16 protein-coding genes, 1 tRNA gene and 2 pseudogenes are annotated in these 18801 nt (G+C 66.4%); 15 read left to right on the plus strand and 4 right to left on the minus strand.

The window, feature by feature from the left end:
- Window positions 1-86 precede the first annotated feature (86 nt).
- The 9 genes and pseudogenes from F1D05_RS35960 to F1D05_RS35995 all read left to right on the plus strand — a co-directional run bounded on the left by F1D05_RS35960 (window position 87) and on the right by F1D05_RS35995 (window position 7042).
- A complete protein-coding gene (locus tag F1D05_RS35960; protein ID WP_185444707.1) occupies window positions 87-1649 on the plus strand; it encodes a metallophosphoesterase family protein in 1563 nt (520 codons plus the stop codon).
- Between the two features lie 81 nt (window positions 1650-1730).
- Window positions 1731-3173, plus strand: coding sequence for a pyruvate kinase (pyk, locus tag F1D05_RS35965; RefSeq protein ID WP_185444708.1), 1443 nt, complete (start codon window positions 1731-1733; stop codon window positions 3171-3173).
- Window positions 3174-3521: 348 nt separating this feature from the next.
- Complete coding sequence (locus F1D05_RS35970) at window positions 3522-4526, plus strand: hypothetical protein (RefSeq protein WP_206685975.1); 1005 nt, start codon at window positions 3522-3524, stop codon at window positions 4524-4526.
- Window positions 4483-5019, plus strand: coding sequence for a hypothetical protein (locus tag F1D05_RS35975; RefSeq protein ID WP_185444710.1), 537 nt, complete (start codon window positions 4483-4485; stop codon window positions 5017-5019). Before F1D05_RS35970 ends, F1D05_RS35975 begins: the two co-directional genes overlap by 44 nt.
- An 11-nt stretch (window positions 5020-5030) precedes the next feature.
- Window positions 5031-5594, plus strand: coding sequence for an NUDIX domain-containing protein (locus tag F1D05_RS35980; RefSeq protein WP_185444711.1), 564 nt, complete (start codon window positions 5031-5033; stop codon window positions 5592-5594).
- Between the two features lie 89 nt (window positions 5595-5683).
- Window positions 5684-5766, plus strand: a tRNA-Leu gene (locus tag F1D05_RS35985).
- A gap of 32 nt (window positions 5767-5798) precedes the next feature.
- Complete coding sequence (locus tag F1D05_RS35990; protein WP_246486251.1) at window positions 5799-6266, plus strand: helix-turn-helix domain-containing protein; 468 nt, start codon at window positions 5799-5801, stop codon at window positions 6264-6266.
- Complete coding sequence (locus F1D05_RS41585; RefSeq protein WP_246486252.1) at window positions 6256-6438, plus strand: hypothetical protein; 183 nt, start codon at window positions 6256-6258, stop codon at window positions 6436-6438. Before F1D05_RS35990 ends, F1D05_RS41585 begins: the two co-directional genes overlap by 11 nt.
- A gap of 72 nt (window positions 6439-6510) precedes the next feature.
- Window positions 6511-7042 (plus strand): annotated as a pseudogene (locus F1D05_RS35995) (ANTAR domain-containing response regulator).
- A 329-nt stretch (window positions 7043-7371) separates the two neighbouring features.
- Here the strand turns inward: F1D05_RS35995 and F1D05_RS41590 are convergent.
- Window positions 7372-9396 carry a tetratricopeptide repeat protein gene (locus F1D05_RS41590; RefSeq protein WP_343066550.1) on the minus strand — a complete coding sequence of 675 codons (2025 nt, stop codon included), beginning with the start codon at window positions 9394-9396 and terminating at the stop codon, window positions 7372-7374.
- A gap of 175 nt (window positions 9397-9571) precedes the next feature.
- Window positions 9572-10288: pseudogene (locus F1D05_RS41595) on the minus strand (AfsR/SARP family transcriptional regulator); the annotation flags it as partial.
- Between the two features lie 317 nt (window positions 10289-10605).
- Between F1D05_RS41595 and F1D05_RS36010 the strand changes: the two are divergent.
- From F1D05_RS36010 to F1D05_RS36030, 5 genes are all read left to right on the plus strand, one after another.
- Window positions 10606-11847 carry a branched-chain amino acid ABC transporter substrate-binding protein gene (locus F1D05_RS36010; protein ID WP_246486254.1) on the plus strand — a complete coding sequence of 414 codons (1242 nt, stop codon included), beginning with the start codon at window positions 10606-10608 and terminating at the stop codon, window positions 11845-11847.
- Between the two features lie 78 nt (window positions 11848-11925).
- Window positions 11926-13242, plus strand: a complete 1317-nt coding sequence (locus F1D05_RS36015) for a branched-chain amino acid ABC transporter permease (RefSeq protein WP_185444713.1) — start codon at window positions 11926-11928, stop codon at window positions 13240-13242.
- Window positions 13239-14933 carry a branched-chain amino acid ABC transporter permease gene (locus tag F1D05_RS36020; RefSeq protein ID WP_185444714.1) on the plus strand — a complete coding sequence of 565 codons (1695 nt, stop codon included), beginning with the start codon at window positions 13239-13241 and terminating at the stop codon, window positions 14931-14933. The genes F1D05_RS36015 and F1D05_RS36020 overlap by 4 nt, the downstream gene beginning before the upstream one ends.
- Window positions 14930-15811, plus strand: coding sequence for an ABC transporter ATP-binding protein (locus F1D05_RS36025; RefSeq protein WP_185444715.1), 882 nt, complete (start codon window positions 14930-14932; stop codon window positions 15809-15811). The genes F1D05_RS36020 and F1D05_RS36025 overlap by 4 nt, the downstream gene beginning before the upstream one ends.
- Window positions 15808-16524 (plus strand): ABC transporter ATP-binding protein, encoded by a 717-nt coding sequence (locus tag F1D05_RS36030; protein WP_185444716.1) that lies wholly within the window; start codon window positions 15808-15810, stop codon window positions 16522-16524. Before F1D05_RS36025 ends, F1D05_RS36030 begins: the two co-directional genes overlap by 4 nt.
- A 296-nt stretch (window positions 16525-16820) precedes the next feature.
- Here the strand turns inward: F1D05_RS36030 and F1D05_RS36035 are convergent, their stop codons facing one another.
- Window positions 16821-17621, minus strand: a complete 801-nt coding sequence (locus F1D05_RS36035) for a DUF554 domain-containing protein (protein WP_246486255.1) — start codon at window positions 17619-17621, stop codon at window positions 16821-16823.
- Between the two features lie 97 nt (window positions 17622-17718).
- On the opposite strand from F1D05_RS36035, the gene F1D05_RS36040 reads away from it, so the two are divergent.
- On the plus strand, window positions 17719-18363 hold the full coding sequence (locus tag F1D05_RS36040; protein ID WP_185444717.1) for a GNAT family N-acetyltransferase: 645 nt from the start codon (window positions 17719-17721) through the stop codon (window positions 18361-18363).
- Here the strand turns inward: F1D05_RS36040 and F1D05_RS36045 are convergent.
- A complete protein-coding gene (locus tag F1D05_RS36045; protein ID WP_185449795.1) occupies window positions 18326-18715 on the minus strand; it encodes a hotdog fold thioesterase in 390 nt (129 codons plus the stop codon). The genes F1D05_RS36040 and F1D05_RS36045 overlap by 38 nt on opposite strands.
- Window positions 18716-18801: the final 86 nt, after the last annotated feature.

The raw sequence follows: 18801 nt of genomic DNA on the forward strand, positions 1-18801 counted from the left end.
ACGTAACGGGTTGGGGCGTCCCGCAGTACGAGATGCACCGCGCGCCAAGCTGCATCTACTTGATCCCCCGCAATAGGTTGTAACCCGTGTCCGGACGGCTAGTCACCAGATCCCGGCTCCGCAAGGCGGGGCCGTGGGCAGGCCTGGTCGTGCTCTGGCTCATCGTCTCCGTCGCGGTCGGCCTGCTCGGCTTCGTCAACGACTCCGAGCGCGTCACCATCGGCGCCCACGCCGCCGAGATCTCACCGACCTTCGACGCCCACGCCACCCTCGACCTCGGCGCAGTCCTCCCACGCCTCCGGCTGAAAACCGACCTCCCGGCCGGCCTGGGGATCAACGTCGACGTCCAGGAGACCGACGCCGACAACCTCACCGACCTGCTCAACCGCGACGCCTTGATCGCCAGCCAGCCCGACGGTGAGGTCGCGCGGATCCGCCAGGTCATCCGCGAAATGGCCGTCGACAACGGCGTCGCGGGCGCCGGTTCAGGCCTCTTCGTCGCCGTAGTCGTCGCCACCGCCTGGGCCATGGTCGGACCACGCCGCCGCCGCGAGCTTTTCGTCGCCCTGCACAGCTCGGAACGCCGAGTGCAGCACCGCGCGGTCGTCATCCTCGTCGCGATGCTCGTCACCATCGCCTCGATCTTCGGCCCGGGCCGGATGCGCACTCCCGAGATCGCGCCCACTTCCTGGAAGCCACTCGCGACTCTCCTGCCGGAAGTCTCCTTCGACGAGCGATTGAAGGATGTCGAGGTCGCGGCCGGCTTCTCCACCACCGGCGGCGTCGGGGTGATCCGGACGGCGGTCCAGACGTACGAGCGATCGACCCAGTTCTACGGTCAGGTGCTCGACAAGGTCTCCAAGGTCGGCGGCCGGATCCACCAGGCCACCGACGACGAGACCCTCGCCCTGCTCGTCTCCGACCGCCACGACAACATCGGCATGGACCCGATCGCGGCCGAGATCGGCAAGATCGCGGGTGCCAAACTGCTGATCGACGCCGGTGACGACTCTTCCTCGGGGCAGTCCTGGGAGGGCTTCAGCATCAACTCGCTGGCCCAGCACTTCAAGGACCTGAAGGTGGTCGCCGTCGCCGGCAACCACGACGCGGGCGGCTACATCGAGTCCGAGATGAGGAAGAACAAGTTCACCGTGCTCGACAGCAAGCCGGTCGAGGTCGAAGGGATCCGTTTCCTCGGCGACAGCGACCCGACCAGGACCGGTCTCGGCAGCGCTGACACTCCCGGTGACGAGACCACCGCCCAGCAATCGACGCGCCTCGCGGACGTGGCCTGTGATCAGCCCGCGGACAAGTCGATCTCGACGATGGTGGTGCACGACCCAGCGTCGTACCAGGACACCGCGACCCGCGGCTGCGCGAGCCTGCTGCTGTCCGGCCATCTGCACCGCCAGGTCGGCCCGGACACCAAGATCGTCGAGGGCCGCTCCGTCACCACCTTCACGAACGGGACCACCGGCGGTGCGGCCTACGCGTTCGCGCTGGGCTACACCCTGCGCCGGCCGGGCGAGGTCACCCTCCTCACCTATGTGAAGGGAAAACCGACCGGCATGCAGACCGTCACGGTCGAGTTGACCGGCGAGATCACGGTCGGGACGTACCGCTCGCTGCCCCCTGACACCGAACGTTAACCGTCCAGACGGTGTTTGATCGTCAAGAAACGGGGGTGGGACCAGCGGGCGAGTGGTCTTGTAGGAGTAGGGTTTTGTGACGTGCGTCGCGCAAAGATCGTTTGTACGCTTGGCCCGGCTACTGCCGCCCCCGAGCGTGTCCTTGAACTCGTCCAAGCAGGTATGGACGTCGCTCGGCTGAACCTCAGCCACGGCGCCCATGCCGAGCATGAGCGCATCTACCAACGGATCCGCGCCGCAGCGGCCGAGACCGGCAAGAACGTCGGGATCATGGTCGACCTGCAGGGCCCGAAGATCCGGTTGGCCGAGTTCGCCGAAGGGAAGGTCACCCTGACCTACGGCGAGCGCTTCACGATCACCACCCGGGAGGTGCCCGGTGACGTCACCGTCTGCGGTACGACGTACGACGGGCTGCCCGGCGACGTGAACCCCGGCGATCAGCTGCTGATCGACGACGGCCGGATCGGACTGGTCGCCGAGGAGGTGACCGAGACCGACGTGATCTGCCGGGTCACCGTCGGCGGGCCGGTGTCGAACCACAAGGGCATCAACCTGCCCGGTGTGGCGGTCAGCGTGCCGGCGATGTCCGAGAAGGACGTCGAGGACCTGCGCTGGGCCCTGCACCTGCCGGCCGACATGATCGCGTTGTCCTTCGTCCGCGACGCGGCCGACATCCAGCTGGTGCACAAGATCATGGACGAGGAAGGTCACCGGGTGCCGGTGATCGCCAAGATCGAGAAGCCGCAGGCGGTCGCCAACCTGGACGAGATCATCGAGGCCTTCGACGGCTTCATGGTCGCCCGTGGTGACCTCGGCGTGGAGCTCCCGCTGGAAGAGGTTCCGCTGGTCCAGAAGCTGATCATCGACCAGGCCCGGCTGAACGCGAAGCCGGTGATCGTCGCCACCCAGATGCTGGAGTCGATGATCTCGGCCCCGCGGCCGACCCGGGCCGAGGCGTCCGACGTCGCCAACGCCGTACTGGACGGTGCCGACGCGGTGATGCTGTCCGGCGAGACCAGCGTCGGCCGGTTCCCGATCGAGACCGTCAAGACGATGAGCCGGATCGTGGAGTCGACCGAGCACCACGGCCTCAGCCGGATCAAGGAATTCGAGTGGGACCCGAAGACCAAGGGCGGCGTGATCGCCAAGGCGGCCGCCGACGTCGCCGAGGCGCTGGACGCGAAGTTCCTGGTCGCGTTCACCCAGAGCGGCGACACCGCCCTCCGGCTGGCCCGCTACCGCACCGAGATCCCGGTCCTCGCCTTCACCCCGGTCCCGTCGGTCAGCTCCTGGCTCAGCGTCGTCTGGGGGATCGAGACCCACATCGTCCCGACCGTCCAGCACACCGACGACATGGTCCGCCAGGTAGACCAGCGCCTCCTGGAACTGGGCAAGCTCAACAAGGGCGACCTCGTCGTCATCGTGGCCGGCTCACCCCCCAGTATCCCCGGCTCCACCAACGCCCTCCGGGTCCACCGCATGGGCGACGCCATCTCCGGCGCAGCCCCGGCCTACCGCGACTGACCAGCAGACAAGTCAAGAACAACAAGCAAAAGCAACAGAGAAAAAGAGCACCGCAAGAACCGCGAACAAGCAACAAACAAACAAAAGAACAAAAATAAATAGGAACTTGTGGTTGAGGCGGCCGGTCACCTGACCGGCCGCTTGGCTTTGGGGCGGTCGACGGTGGAGTCAGATGGAACGCTCGGACTCACGTCCTGAGTCCGATGACCGATCGAGCACCGCGAGGCGCTGCCGCGCTACACCACAAGCAAGCAGCCATTGTCTAGCTATGGACTAAAGCAGGCACGTGAGAAGCATGGAGCTGTCTCATGCGGTGACGTGTTGACCACGCGGTGAAGCCCGACGACGATGGAATCGGGGGTGGGCATGTCGGCAAATCGGCTGCAATATCTGGAAAGCCTGGACTCGGTTCGTTCACCGTGGCAAATGCGTGAACGGCGCGATATTCACGATTTACAGATTCTCATGGAGGTTGTCCTCGCTCTTGCTCTCGGCCGCACTGTGGTTGTACCGCAAGCCTACGCGTTCGATTCGCTTGGCTTTCTTCGAGCAGCCCGCGATGTTCTCAGAGCACGAGAATCAGCAGGAGTGAAGGACTCGCCATTTCGACTACATCTGTATGAGGCCGAGACGTTCGATGTGGCGATCGATCGGATGCTCGCTCGGATCGGAGACGGGCGACGGCCGTTCGTGAGCTCGCTGTTCCCCGAGTTTCAGCAGCCCGAGCTGTACGGAATCGACCGGGCAATGCTCCGGAGTCGGAGGCTCACTGTCGATAGCCTCCTGACCAGCGATTGGTTGGATGACGAGCGGGCGGATCTCTTGGAGGTCGTCCGCCGTGAGCTGTCCGGTCGGCCGCGGGCCAGGGCGAAGCCGGATGCCAGCGGGAAGCCGTTGAACGTCGTCCTGGCAGGACTGATTGATGAGTCGTCACCGATGATTCAGTTCGTCTCCGCCTGTCCTGAACCTGTCCGAAAGGTCTGGTCGGATCTTCTCGATGGTTTCGCCGCTCTGGATCCAAGCGGATCCGGCGCTTTCGACCAACGCAGCAGGATCTACCAGGACACAGCGTGGCTGGGCGACTCACAGCAGCGCACAGCCGAGGAGATCCTGGGCGGGCCGCGAGCAGCTCGAGTTGCTCCGCGAGTTCCTGGACACGCTCTACAACCAGGTAGTCGCGAGTTCAATCGGCACAACGATGCGCGCGACTTTCACGACCGGTCTGATGAGGGGCAGTCGGCCACTGCCCGCGCGCGCTATCGCTCAGGACCTGGCTCTTGTCGGCTTTCGCTTGGTCTCAGGGGGGTCCGTGCGGCCGATCACTGCACCGGACGACGCGCAGGCAGGATTTGAGTTGGTGACCAGCACTGATGCCGAAGATCCACCGGACGTGGATGAATTGAACGGTGTAAGGCAACTTCGCCAGGATCTGCTGGCAGGTCTGCCTGCGTTGTTCGAGCAGCGCGCCGCAGACTCGCCTGGAGGTCGCCTGACCTCGCCGTTTTGGCAGCGCATCGATCGCTTCGAACGCAGATCGGCGTCGGGGGGTGCACCCGCGCAAGATGCGCTGAATGAGCACCTCGACCATGTCTACAGAATCCTCGGCAGCGCCGAGAGCGTGGACAACCCGAGCGACTTCCGGCTGATGGCGATCGAGGCCACTGTCGGGCTGCCTGTGTGGGCGGCCACCGTTCGGTGGCAGTCCTCAGCTTCCTGGATGAGTGGCATCGGGGCGATCTTGAGCATTGCCGCGCCGGCTGCTGTTCGCCGTGGCCGGGCCGGGGCGGAACGACGCCGGAAGATCCGCCGGATCTTCCATGCGTTCGGCCGCGCCATCGATTTGTAGAGGAGCGTCAAATGGAGCGGGTCCCCGAGGACGGGCGACATCGTCTGATCGAACGACGTAAAGAGGTCGTCGCGTACCAGAATGCGTACGCGACGGTATTCGACGACGAAGTCACCTTCGCGGACGGGTCGCCTGGACGTCATCTGCGAATCGCGGCTGTTGCGTCCGGACCAGGAGTCGTCCTCCTGCCGGTCCACAAAGGAGCCATCGGTCTGGTCCAGACCTATCGTTATCCGCTGGGTGCGTGGCAATGGGCATTGCCACGTGGTTTCTCTCACGCCACGGATCCGCTCGAGACTGCCCGCGCCGAACTTTGGGAGGAGCTCGGCCTCACTTCCTCGTCACTCCGAGTGATAGGCAGGTTTTCACCCGACTCAGGGCTGCTAGCCGAGAAGGTCGCAGTCGTCCTCGCCAAGATCCACGAAGTCGACGGTGCACCTGAGGATGTCCTCGAGGTCAGTGGCTCCCGCTGGCCATCTATCGCGGCTCTCTGGGGCGAGATCGCCACCGGCAGTGTCGATGACGGCATGACCTTGGCTGCGCTGACTCTCGCTCATGCCGCCGGAGCACTCTGAAACTACGGTGGTGGGCGACACGTTGGGCTGTAGCTGGGGGTGGGTGAGGGAAGTCGGCCCGGGAGAGGCTAGAGTTTCTCTGCGACCTGGCCGGGTTGGCGGAACGGCATACGCGACGGTCTCAAACACCGTTGCCCGCAAGGGCTTGTGGGTTCGAATCCCACACTCGGCACAAACTGTCCGTGCAGTACGTGAGCATGAGATATGCCTCACTTCAGGTCGCAGGAGTTGGTGGACTCCGCGTTGCGGATGTCTGACGACGGGGTGAGTGACCGGGCGAACGCCGAGGTTCATGGTGTCGCGATCAAGACCATCAGACGGTGGCGCAGGCAGTACCAGGAACTGGGGCTGCCACGGGGGCAGGGCTTTCGGCCGACGCCGTGTCCGCGGTGCGATGGCGCTGACCTGGACGAGGCGGCGTACGCGTTGCTGCTGGGGTGGTATCTCGGGGACGGCCACATCGTCGCCGCCAAGCGTGGGGTCTACACGCTGCAGGTCGCGAACGACGAGAAGTACCCGGAGCTGAGCCAGGAAGCATCTGCGGAGGATCGAGCTGGCGGACTGGCAGCGGGAGATCGTTGCCAAGTACCCCGAACAGCTGTTGCGCGGTCTGTTCCATTCCGACGGCTGCCGATTCGTCAACTGGGCCACTCGCCCGATCGTGGGCGGTGAGATCAGGCGGTACGAGTACGTCAGATACATGTTCTCCAACGAGTCCGAGGAGATCCTCGGCATCCTCACCGGCGCGCTGGATCTGGTGGGTGTCCCGCGGCGGAATGCGATTGCTGTGAGCCGGAAAGAGAGGGTCGAAGCGCTGGATCGGTTTGTCGGGGGCAAGTCCTGAAGCGGGGATCGCTAGGGTGGGGGTGTGACTGCTAAGCGTGTGGTGATCGCTGAGGACGAGGCGTTGATCCGGATGGATCTGGCCGAGATGCTGGCCGAGGAGGGGTACGACGTGGTCGGCCAGGGCCGGGGACGGCGAGGAGGCCATTCGGCTGGCGATCGAGCATCGGCCCGATCTGGTGATTCTGGACGTCAAGATGCCCAAGCTGGACGGGCTGAGCGCCGCCGAGAAGATCGCGGGGGAGCGGATCGCCCCGGTGCTGATGCTGACCGCGTTCTCGCAGCGGGAGCTGGTCGAGCGGGCTCGCGACGCCGGCGCGATGGCGTATCTGGTGAAGCCGTTCTCGAAGGCGGATCTGCTGCCGGCGATCGAGATCGCGGCGTCGCGGTACGTCGAGCTGGCGGAGCTGGAGCGCGAGGTCGCCGATCTGGCCGAGCGGCTGGAGACCCGCAAGCTGGTGGACCGGGCGAAGTCGGTGCTGCAGACCAAGTTCGGGCTGTCCGAGCCGGACTCGTTCCGCTGGATCCAGAAGACCGCGATGGACAAGCGCGTCTCGATGCGTCAGGTCGCCGAACTCGTCGTCGACGAGGCCGGCACGGCCTGACCCGACCACAGCCGGCCGGTACGGCGGGTGGAATCGGCGGCAGGGAAATGGCAGGTGGGGGCTTCAGACTGTTGTTGAACGCGTACGCGGCGCGTTCAGCGAGCAGTGGAGGAGAGCTGTGGTCGAGACCCGCCCCATCGACAGGCACCAGATCGACAGGCCGTCGCAGCGAGGGTCCGCGAGGCCCCAGGCGGATCGACGCCCCGAGGCCGACCCAGGCGTTCGGAGGGCCGCGTCGAAGCGGCGCTGGGAGCAGTCGTACGGCGGTGAGCGGTCGGACAGCCACCGCTGGCTCCGCTTCCGGTGACCCCACCCACCGAAGCCCGGGGCTACTGCGGTGGGGTTGGCGGGTTGGTGAAGAAGTCTTCGAGTAGGCCGTCGTCGGCGGAGGAACGGTTGGCAAAGAGAGCCTTGGCTCGTTGCGAAGCCGATTCGGCTTCCTCGGTCCGGCCAAGTGCCGCGAGGGCCTTGGCCAGTTGCCGCTGCGCTGCGGCCTCGCCGTAGTCGTTCTGCAGGCGCCTGGTGATGGCCAGCACTTGGCCGATCACCGGCTCGGCTTCCTCCGGCCGGCCCATCCGCAACAAGAACTCGGTCCTCACCAGCAAAGCGACCCACTCGTCCTCGCGGTTGCCGACCTCCCGGCAACACAGGACCCCCTCGCTGAGCATCGCCAGCGCCTCGTCGTACCGGCCTCGTTGACCGTAAGTACGCCCGAGCGCCACCAAGGTGAGGCACCGACCAGAAGCGTCGTTCTCAGCGCGGCGGATCGGCAGCGCGCGTTCCAAGTAATCTTCCGCTCGAAGATAGTCGTGCGCCTCGAAGTAAGCCTCGCCCAGATTGTGCAGCGCCATCCCGAGCCAGATCGCCGGTCCGCTCTCGGCCAGTACCTCGAGGCTGAGTTCGTAGTTCTCGATCGCCTCCGGCAGCCGGCCCGCTCGTTGATAGAGCCAGCCGAGATTGTGCAGGGCCCGGCTTTCAGCGACAGGGTCACCAGTCGCCCGGCGCAGTACGAGCGAGCGCTGGAGGTTCTTCTCGGCCTCGACCAGCCGCCCGGCCCGCCAGTCGCAGGCCGACAGGCTCGCCAGAATGCCGGATTCCGCCAGCCCGTCACCCAGCTGATTGGCCGTCTCCGCGGCGAGCGTGGTCAGTGTCTCCGCCTCGTGCCAGCGGCCGCGCTTCTGCAGGATGTTCGCCAGCATCGGCACCAGGCGGATCAGGGATCCACCGAGAAGCCCCGGTAGGTCGGCGCCCTGCCCGGCCAGAGCGAGGATGTTCGGCAATTCCGCATCCAGCCAGTCGACCGCGTCGGCCGGTGAGTCCAGGGCCAGCACCCGGACCTCGATGCCGTCGACGTTGAAGCGGTTGCCGCTGATCACCCGGCTCACCTCGGCGATCGCGGCCAGATACCACTCATGAGCACGCCGTACTGCGGTGTCGCGATCCTCCTGACTGTCGAACTGGCGAGCCAGGTCGCGGCTGTACAACCGCAGCAGGTCATGCATCCGGTATCGACCGGCGCTACCGGTGGACTCGACCAGGTGCAGATCGCGCAGTTGCCCGAGGATCGCCTCGGCCTCGTCGACAGGTGCCGAGAGCAACGCAGCGACCACCGGCGGCGTGAGCTCGGGAACCTGGAGCAAACCGATCAGCCGGAAGGCCCTCGCCGCATCGGGGTGCGCGGTGCCGTCCTGCTCGACGAGCTCGGCATAACTGACATCAAAGGAAGATCGCACCGACATGTCGTCGACCTCCAGATCCCGCCAATGGCCGGCCCGCAAGCGCCGGGCGAGGGTCGAGATCGCGAGGTCGGGGCTGCCTGCCAATCGGGCTCCCACGATGCGGAGGGCCAGCGGGCTGTATCCACACCAGCGGGCGACCTCCGCCGCGGCGTCGGACTCGGCCAGCACTCGGTCGCTGCCGGCGAGCAACACCAGCAACTCGATGGCCTGGGCGGTGTCCAGCGGTATGGCTGCGATGTGGACAGCGGGCAGTGTTGTCAGTTGCTGCCGACTAGTAATCAGTACTGCGCACGACGAGCTGGCCGGGAGCAGCGGCATCAACTGCTTGATCCCGGCAGCGTTGTCGAGCAGAAGCAGCATCCGACGACCGGCCAGCTCGGTCCGGAACCGAGCGGCGAGCTCGCCTTCGTCGGTCGGCAGATCTGCTTCCGGCGCCCTCGCACGGAGGAACCGGCCGAGCACGTCCGCCGTCGTGAGCGGCTCCAGCCCCGGACTCGAGCCCTGAAGGTCCACATAAAGCTGCCCATCGGGGAACCGGTCGGTGACCGCGTGGGCAGCACGGATCGCGAGGGTGGACTTGCCGATGCCGCCAGGTCCATGGAGAGCAACCACCACGGGCGCCTGCCGGGGGGCCGCTGCGGTTGTCCAGGGCCGCTACCAGCATTTCGAGCTCGGCAGTCCGGCCCGCGAAGGTGACGATGTCCGGCGGCAACTGCCGCGGAACCGGCTCACTCTCAACACTGGGCGGCGCAGTACCGGAAGCATGGGACTCCGCGATGATCGCGGCCTGCAGCTCACGCAGTCGCGGCCCCGGCGCGACGCCGAGCTCGTCGTCCATCACCTGCCGGACCTGTTGGAAGGCCGCCAGCGCCTCCGCCGGCCGGCCGGCCGCATGCAGCGCCTCGATCAGCTGCAGCCAGTACGCCTCCCGCAACGGGTGCTCGTGGGTCAGCGCGCGCAACTCGGCGATCACGCCCGGATACCGGCCGAGCAGCAGCTCCACCTCGATCCGGCGCTCGATCACCTGCAGGCGTTGCTCATGCAGCCGCGGTACTTCGCTGAGCTGGAGCCACTGCGACGGGATGTCCGCGAGCGCGGCACCTCGCCACAGAGCAAGCGCCTCGGCCAGGGACCGGGCCTCCGATGCGAGGTCGCCCTGCTCGCGACCCCGCCGTACGAGGTCGTCGAACCGGTGGACGTCGATCGCCTCCGCCGCCACCTCGATCAGATAGCCGTCCGGAGCGGTCTGGATCAGGTCGGCGCCACCGGCATCCCCGAGTGTCTGACGAAGTCGCATCACGTACTGGTGAACGGTTGCCCGCGCAGTACCGACCGGTTCGTCGCCCCACAGTCGATCGATCAATTCATCGATGGAAACGGGCCGGGCCGGCTGCAACAGCAGAGCCGCCAGAATCACCCGGAGCTTGCCCGCGCGCAGTGGGATCAGCCCGGCCGGAGCGCGTACTTCGAGCGGCCCGAGCAGTCCGAAGCGCAACTGTGCTGTCATCCGCCTGTCCAACCGTGGAGAGCCCGCGAGCCAGCATCCTATGCGACCGGCCAGGCGGCGAGATTTCCGACAGAGGGTGACCAAGCTGCCGGGATCGTCAGGTCGTCCGACGTCTTCGGTGGCGGACAGTGTCGCCGGGGTCGCTCCCGATCACCGTCGGTTCGGCGTCCAGCCACAACAGGGCGAAACGATACTTACCAGGGTAACGACCTCACAACACACGCTGCGTGACGTTCGCTTGTTGAGCATCAAGCGGTCTAGCCTGCGGGTGCTCGCGGCAAACGCGGGGGTCCGGACCTTTCCCGGACCATCCAGACATGGGAGGAACAGTGCAGCAGCGTTCCGTAGTACGGGTCGGCGCGTCGCTGATCGTTGCGTCGTTGGCTCTGACTGCTTGCGGTTCACGCAGCAACAACGACAACGGCGGCAGCACGGGTTCGACCACCAAGACCGCCAAGATCGGTGTGATCGCACCCTTGTCGGGCGACCTGTCCGCACTTGGGCTGGGTATCCAGCACTCGGTGGAACTGGCCGTCAAGCAGGCCAACGACTCGAACGCGATCCCGGGCTGGAAGCTCGAGGTCGACGCCAAGGACGACGAGGGCAAGACGGACCCGGGCAAGAACGCCGCGACCTCGCTCGCCGGCGACCCCGCTGTCATCGGCGTGGTCGGCACGCTGAACACCAGCGTCGCCCAGCAGGTCCAGCCGGTCCTCGCGCCGAAGAACATCGTCCAGGTCTCGCCGGCCAACACCGGCCCCGGCCTGACCCAGGGCGCCCAGTGGCAGAGCGACCCCAAGCGGCCGTACGCGACGTACTTCCGTACCTGCACCACGGACGCGGTCCAGGGCCCGTTCGCGGCCCGGTACCTGTACGAGACCGCGAAGATCACCAAGGTCGCCACGATCCACGACAAGAAGGCCTACGGCCAGGGTCTGGTCGGCACCTTCACCGAGGAGTTCAAGAAGCTCGGCGGTCAGGTCGTCTCGGCCCAGACCATCAACCCGGACGACGCGAACTTCCAGGCCGTCGTCTCGGCGATCAAGCCGTCGGCGCCGCAGGCGCTGTACTACGGTGGCGAGTACCCGAAGGCCGGTCCGCTCTCGCAGCAGATGAAGGCCGCCGGCCTGAACATCCCGCTGATGGGTGGAGACGGCATCTTCGACCCGAAGTACATCCAGCTCGGTGGCAAGACCAGCGACGGTGACCTGGCGACCTCGGTCGGCGCACCGGTCGAGGCGCTGGATTCGGCCAAGAAGTTCGTCGCCGACTACAACGCGGCGGGCTACAAGGAGCCCTACGCGGCGTACGGCGGCTACTCCTTCGACGCGGCGAACTCGATCATCAACGCGCTGAAGGTCTCGCTGAAGGACGCCAAGGATGTCGAGTCCGCGCGTAAGGCGACGGTCGACGCGATGGCTTCGGTGTCGTTCGACGGTGTCACCGGCAAGGTCGCGTTCGACCAGTACGGCGACACGACGTCCAAGGTGCTGACGGTCTACAAGGTCGCCGCCGGCAAGTGGGCGACGGTGGAGACCAAGGACTTCGCCACCAAGTAGTCGACCGCGTGAAACCGGGGGTGGGACACCGTCCCACCCCCGGTGTCATGTCAGAACTGAGGTAGTTGGGAGGTCGACGTGGACCAGTTCTTCCAGCAGCTCGTGAACGGGCTGACCCTGGGATCGCTGTACGCCCTGATCGCCGTCGGGTACACCGTCGTCTACGGCATCGTGCAGCTCATCAACTTCGCCCATGGCGAGGTTTTCATGATCGGTGCGTTCGGCGCACTGAGTACTTATCTTTTGTTCTTCGACGGTCATACCTCGGTCTGGATCCTGCCGGTGATGATCGTCGGTGCGATGGCCGCGTCCGTCGGGACCGCGGTGCTGATGGAACGTGTCGCGTATCGTCCCCTGCGGAACGCGCCACGCCTCGCACCGCTGATCACCGCGATCGGTATCTCGGTGTTCCTGCAGGAGTTCATCCGGCTCCTGTACGACCGCCCGGGCTGGGCGGTGCTCGCGATGGCCGGGCTCACGCTGTTCGCCGCCTACCTGCTCGGCGCGCGGTTCACCAAGGTGCCGCTCGATCACCCGATCACCAAGTGGCGCGACCGCGCTCCGTTGCTGGCGGCAACTGTATTCGCGCTGGCGGTCTGGGCGCTGCTCCGGCTGGCCGAGCGGGACCTGTCGATCGTGATCACGCTGGCGGCGATCGTCGGTGGCCTGATCGTCGGTACTGCGGCCGGGTTGCTGTTCGCTGTCGGGGTGACCGGTACGGACCGGGCCAAGGCGCTGCTGCAGCCGATCGCGGTGGTGGCAGTCGCCACCGGCGTACTGATGGAGCTCGGCTGGCTGATCTTCAAGGAGATCATCGCCAAGGTCGAGTGGCCGAGCGCCAAGCAGCTCATTCCGTTCCCGCAGATCGATGTGGTGACCGGGAAGGCGATCGAGATCGGCAACGTCACCATCCAGCGGTCCGCCGTCTTCACGATTTTCGCGCTGGCGGTCTGTGCGGCGCTGCTCTGGTTCTTCATCAACCGGACCAGGCTTGGCCGCGGTATGCAGGCGGTCTCGCAGGATCCTGACACCGCCCGCCTGATGGGTATCAACGTCGACCGCATCATCGTGGTCGCCTTCGCGCTCGGTGCCGTTCTGGCCGCGATCGCGGGTGTCTCGCAAGGGCTGCAGAACAACAACATCGACTTCCGGATGGGCTTCCTGGCCGGTCTGAAGGCGTTCACCGCGGCCGTGCTCGGTGGTATCGGCAACATCCAGGGCGCCGTCGTCGGTGGCCTGGTGCTTGGTGTCGTCGAGGCGATGGCCACGCAGTACGTTCCGGGGCAGTTCGGCGGTGGTTCCTGGAAGGACGTCTGGGCCTTCGTCCTGCTGATCCTGGTGCTGGTCTTCAGGCCGCAGGGTCTGCTCGGAGCAAGGGTGGTGGACCGCGCATGAGCGCCACACAGACGACGGAGCCGCAGACGGCGAAATCGAACCGCGCGGCCTGGCCGCTGGCGATCGCCGGCGTACTGCTGGTGATCGTCGGTTCGTTCCTGTCCTGGAGCTACGACCGCAGCATTCTCGGTGACCTGTCGATCGTCGGTAACCCCGGTGGTCTGCAGCGACTGACCATCATCGGCGCCGTACTGGCGTTGATCCTGCTGCTGGCGATCAAGGGTCCGCTGACCAGCCGGCTCGGCCATTGGCTGGACGCGACGCTCGGTCTGCGGGCGTTCGGCATCGGCCTGACGCTCTACATGGTGCTGGTCGTGGTTGCCATCGGCAAAGAGTCCGACGGCCTGATCAACGTCGACCCGGGCGCGTACATCAGCCTGGTCGGCTCGATCCTGCTGCTGGTCGGTTCGCGGCTGCTGCCGCTGCGCCAGCTGAAGGACCTGAGCAAGGCGAGGCTGGCGGGCTGGGCCGAGATCCTGGCCATCGCGGTGACGATGGCGGCGATCTTGTTCGGCGCCGCCTACGCGCTCGGACTGACCGACGCGTGGTCGTTCGTGCTCTGCCTGGTCTTCTTCGCGCTGGTCGTCATCGTGATGTTCCGTACCGGCACGCTGAGCTGGTTCGGCCACGTCGCGCAGCGGCACAAGAAGGTGCTCACGCTGGCCGCGTTCGCGGTCGCGTTCTTCTTCCCGTTCACCCAGAACGGGTCGGACGCGAACATGTCGATCGCGACCCAGGTGCTGATCTTCGCGGCGACCGCGATGGGCCTGAACATCGTGGTCGGCCTGGCCGGTCTGCTCGACCTCGGTTACATCGCCTTCCTCGGGTCCGGCGCGTACGTCGCCGCGATGCTGTCCGAGTCGGCGTTCGCGACCATCGACTGGCACCCGCCGTTCCCGATCGTCGTACTGCTCGGTGCCTGCGTGGCGGCCACCCTTGGTCTCATCATCGGTTCGCCGACGCTGCGGGTCTCGGGTGACTACCTGGCCATCGTGACGCTGGGCTTCGGTGAGATCTTCCGGCTGACGATGTTCAACCTGGACGGCACCAACGGTCCGCTGCTGACCAACGGCCCGAACGGTATTCCCGGCATCCCCGAGCTGCAGATCGGCGGGTTCAACTTCGGTGACCCGCACACTGTGGCCGGTATCGAGCTGGGTCGCTTCACGAACTACTACTTCCTGCTGCTGATCCTGATCGCCTTCGTCATCCTGGTCTTCGCCCGGCTGAACGACAGCCGGATCGGCCGCGGCTGGGTGGCGATCCGTGAGGACGAGAAGGCCGCCGAGGCGATGGGTGTCAACGTCTTCGGACTGAAGATCCTCGCCTTCGCGATCGGCGCGTTCCTGGCCGGTCTGGCCGGCACCATCAAGGCGCACCAGGACGTTGCCGTCAGCCCCGACCAGTACGTCTTCCTGGAGTCGGCGTTCCTGCTGGCCGCGATCGTGCTCGGCGGTATGGGCACCATCGCCGGTGTGTTGCTGGGAGCAACGATCCTGAAGCTGCTGCCGGAGAAGCTGCGGTTCTTCTCGGAGTACCGGCTGTTGATGTTCGGTCTGCTGCTGGTGCTGATGATGCGGTTCCGGCCCGAGGGACTGGTCGCGAGTAGACGCAGGCAGCTGGAGTTCCACGAAGCGGACGAAGCGCTCGCCGTGGCGATCGGCAGCGAACTGGTGGAGGAGGCGAAATGACGGTCACGGATGCGGCGGCAAGCCCGGCGCGCGCGATCGGCCAGCCGGTGCTGGAGGCCTCCGGGGTGACCATGCGGTTCGGCGGTCTGCTGGCGGTCAACGACGTCAACCTGACCGTCCGCGAGGGCGAGATCGTCGGTCTGATCGGCCCGAACGGAGCCGGCAAGACGACGTTCTTCAACTGCCTTACCGGCCTCTACAAACCCACCAGCGGCCAGGTGCAGTTCGCCGGCAAGCCGTTGGCGCCGAAGCCGCGGGCGGTGGTTCGGGCCGGGATGGCGCGGACGTTCCAGAACATCCGCCTGTTCGCCAACATGACGGCGCTGGAGAACGTGATGGTCGGGCGCTACTGCCGGACCAGTTCGGGTGCGCTCACCTCGGTCCTGCGTGGTCCGAAGTTCCGGCGCGAGGAGACTGCCACCAGGGCGCGGGCCCAGGAGCTGCTCGAGTTCGTCGGGCTCGGCAAGTCGGGCGAGTACCTGGCCCGCAACATGCCGTACGGCGACCAGCGTCGGCTCGAGATCGCCCGGGCGCTGGCCACCGACCCGAAGCTCATCCTGCTGGACGAGCCGACGGCCGGGATGAACCCGCAGGAGACCAGGCAGGCCAGCGACCTGATCTTCAAGATCAGGGACTCCGGCCTGTCGGTGGTCGTGATCGAGCACGACATGCGGTTCATCTTCAACCTCTGCGACCGGGTGCTCTGCCTGGTCCGTGGCGAGGCCCTGATCGAGGGCACGCCGGGGGAGGTCCAGTCGGATCCGCGGGTGATCGAGGCCTACATCGGCACCGGTGAGGACGACGACGAGGACGAGGTGGACGTCGCCGAGGCCCGGGTCCAGGACACTACTGTCAGCGAGCAGGAGGGGCAGTCATGACCGCGATGCTCGAGGTCCGCGACCTGGAAGTTGCCTACGGCAAGATCGTCGCGGTGAAGAAGATCAGCTTCTCCGTCGAGCAGGGCCAGGTGGTCTCGCTGATCGGCACGAACGGTGCCGGTAAGACGACCACGCTGCGGACGATCTCGGGTCTGCTCCGGCCGACGCACGGCGAGATCCTGTTCCAGGGTGAGCGGATCGACCAGGTGCCGGCCCACGACATCGTCTCGATGGGGCTGGCACACTCACCCGAGGGCCGGCGGATCTTCCCCCGGCTGTCGGTGGAGGAGAACCTGCTGCTCGGTGCGTTCGCGCGCAACGACCACTCGGCGATCCGGTCCGACCTGGATTCGGCGTACGACCTGTTCCCGATCCTGGGAGAGCGCCGCAAGCAGCCGGCCGGCACCTTCTCCGGTGGTGAGCAGCAGATGCTCGCGATGGGCCGGGCGATGATGAGCAAGCCCAAGCTGATGATGCTGGACGAGCCGTCGATGGGTCTGTCGCCGATCATGATGAAGCGCATCATGTCGACGGTCACCGAACTGCAGAAGCAGGGCACGACGATCCTGCTGGTCGAGCAGAACGCCCAGGCAGCCCTGAAGCGCGCCGACTACGGCTACGTGCTGGAGGTCGGCAAGATCGTCCTGTCCGGCACCGGCCGAGACCTCCTCACCAACGACGAGGTCCGCAAGGCCTACCTCGGCGAGGACTGACCCCCCCCGCAGTACCAGTTGCTGAGAGCCCCGATCTCCTGGAGACCGGGCTCCCGGCGTACTGCGCCCGCTTTGCGGCTCCTCCGTAGCCCGCTCGACCCACCCACCCCGACCCGCGGGGCCTTGGTGCATGGGTTGAGCATCTGCTGGCCAAGAAACGCTCAGGTCGTGCACAAAGGGGGCGGGCCACCTCGCCACCACCCAGACTTTGTGCACGCCGTGAGGATCGATCGCGGGAGTAATGCTCACGTCGTGCACAAGGCTGGCCGCGGGACCGCACGAGTTGCTGCTTGGGGTCAGCGGCGGATGACGATGAGGAGTTGGACCAGGAGCGGCGCGACGATCAGGGCGGGGAGGAGGTCGGCGACCGCGATTTGTTTGAGTTTGAGTAGGCGTAGGGCTACGCCGATCAGGAGTACGCCGCCGGTGGCGCCTAGGGCGGTGACGTGGGCCTCCGGGAGGACGTCGCCTAGGACGGCACCGACCGCGGTCATCAAGCCCTGGACGACCAGCACGACGATTGCCGAGGCGGCTACGCCCCAGCCTAGGGAGGCAGCGAAGGCGATGGAGGCGAAGCCGTCCAGGACCGACTTGAGGAAGAGTTGGTCGGCGCCGCGGCCGAGGCCGTCGGAGAGGGCGCCCAGGAAGGTCAGGGGGCCCACGCAGAAGACCATCGACGCGGAGACGAAGCCTTCTACGAAGGTGCTCTCGCCGTCGCCGCGGCTGAAGCGGTGCTGCATCCAGGCGCCCAGACCCTCCAACCGCTGTTCGATCCGTAGCAGCGAGCCGGTGATTCCGCCGATCAGCATCGCGCCGAGCACGATCAGTACGGGCGCGCTGTCGCCGACCGCGTCGCTGAGCGCGTGGTCTCCGACCGTAAGCGCGGAAGTGATCGCGATCAGCAGCGTGACCAGGCCCAGTGCGTCGGTGACCAGGTCCCTGGTGCGCTGGCTCAAGCGGTGGCCGATGAGTACGCCGAGCACGGATCCGGTGAGGACCGTCGCGATGTTCACGACAGTCCCGATTCCGATGAACAACCTGGTCTCCGATCGCCGGCTGTGATCGCCGGTGTGGGGGCTGTAAGGTGCGCGAGTCACCGCTTTGAAAGTGACCCCGGAAGCCCTACTGTTGCGCGGGGATGAGCGTATCCGCCCGTCCTGTTCACTTCGGGGTGGACCAGACCAGGAGGCCGACGTGGCACCACTCATCGAGGTGCGCGACGCTCGCCCGGACGACGCCGACGCCTTGGTGACGCTGTGGCGGGAGATGGCCGCCGGCACCGGACACCAGTCCAGGCTGCTGGCAGCGCCCACCGCCGAGTCTGCCCGGACATCGATCGCCCGGCAGCAGAAGGACTCGTTCGGCCGGCTCGTGGTGGGGGAGATCGATGGTCACCTGGGTGGGATGGCCTACCTGCGGCAGACGTCGATCAGCCCGTTGCACGACGAAGTCACTGTGACAGTGGAGTATCTGCACGTCAGCGACCATGCCCGCAGGCACGGCCTGGGTAAGGCGCTGATCGCCGAGGCAGCCGGCTGGGCCGAGCACGAGAACTGCCCGCACCTTGCCGTGGTGGCCCCCGCGATCGCTCGCGAGGCCAACAGGTTCCTTGCCAGGTTGGGGCTAGGACAGGCCGCCGTACTGCGGTTCGCCAGCACCCACACCGTACGGCGGCGCCTGGCGGCCGAGCACGCCCCGAATCTGCTGGCCCTGCTGTCGTCGCGCCGTTCGGTGATCGCGCGACGCGCCCAGCTCACCAGGTCGCCGCTGACCGACGACCCGGCGTACGCGGGGACTGACCTCAGGATCCCGGCGGAGCCTGAATCAGCTGGCACGTGATCCGGGCAGTGCAGACCCGCTTGTCCCGCTCGTCGGTGATGACGATCTCGTACGACGTGGTCGTGCGGCCGAGGTAGATCGGCTTCGCGACGCCGGTGACGACGCCTTCGCGGACGGCCCGGTGGTGGGTGGCGTTGATGTCGACGCCGACAGCGACCTTGTCGAAGGCGGCGGCGTGCAGCGCGGACCCGATCGAGCCGAGGGTCTCCGCCAGCACGCAGGAGGCACCGCCGTGCAGCAGCCCGTACGGCTGGACGTTGCCCTTCACCGGCATGGTGGCGACGATCCGCTCGGCGCTGGCCTCGGTGAGCACGATGCCCATCAGGTCGAGCAGGGTGCCCTCGGTCATCATCCCCGGCGGGAGATCCAGGTCGGGCTTCTCGTCGGTCACAGTCTCTCCTCGGCCTCTCGCGATGTGTCGTTTCGAAGAGTACGTGA

Origin of the sequence: Kribbella qitaiheensis (genome assembly GCF_014217565.1) — a bacterium.
Taxonomy (GTDB): Bacteria; Actinomycetota; Actinomycetes; order Propionibacteriales; family Kribbellaceae; genus Kribbella; species Kribbella qitaiheensis_A.

What these genes read in the sequence shown, in the direction of transcription:
- F1D05_RS35970 (WP_206685975.1), top strand. Translation starts at nt 3,522, where the DNA reads ATGGAATCGGGGGTGGGCATGTCGGCAAATCGGCTGCAATATCTGGAA.
- F1D05_RS35980 (WP_185444711.1), top strand. Translation starts at nt 5,031, where the DNA reads ATGGAGCGGGTCCCCGAGGACGGGCGACATCGTCTGATCGAACGACGT.
- F1D05_RS35990 (WP_246486251.1), top strand. Translation starts at nt 5,799, where the DNA reads ATGCCTCACTTCAGGTCGCAGGAGTTGGTGGACTCCGCGTTGCGGATG.
- F1D05_RS36010 (WP_246486254.1), top strand. Translation starts at nt 10,606, where the DNA reads ATGGGAGGAACAGTGCAGCAGCGTTCCGTAGTACGGGTCGGCGCGTCG.
- F1D05_RS36020 (WP_185444714.1), top strand. Translation starts at nt 13,239, where the DNA reads ATGAGCGCCACACAGACGACGGAGCCGCAGACGGCGAAATCGAACCGC.
- F1D05_RS36025 (WP_185444715.1), top strand. Translation starts at nt 14,930, where the DNA reads ATGACGGTCACGGATGCGGCGGCAAGCCCGGCGCGCGCGATCGGCCAG.
- F1D05_RS36030 (WP_185444716.1), top strand. Translation starts at nt 15,808, where the DNA reads ATGACCGCGATGCTCGAGGTCCGCGACCTGGAAGTTGCCTACGGCAAG.
- F1D05_RS36045 (WP_185449795.1), bottom strand. Translation starts at nt 18,715, where the DNA reads ATGATGACCGAGGGCACCCTGCTCGACCTGATGGGCATCGTGCTCACC.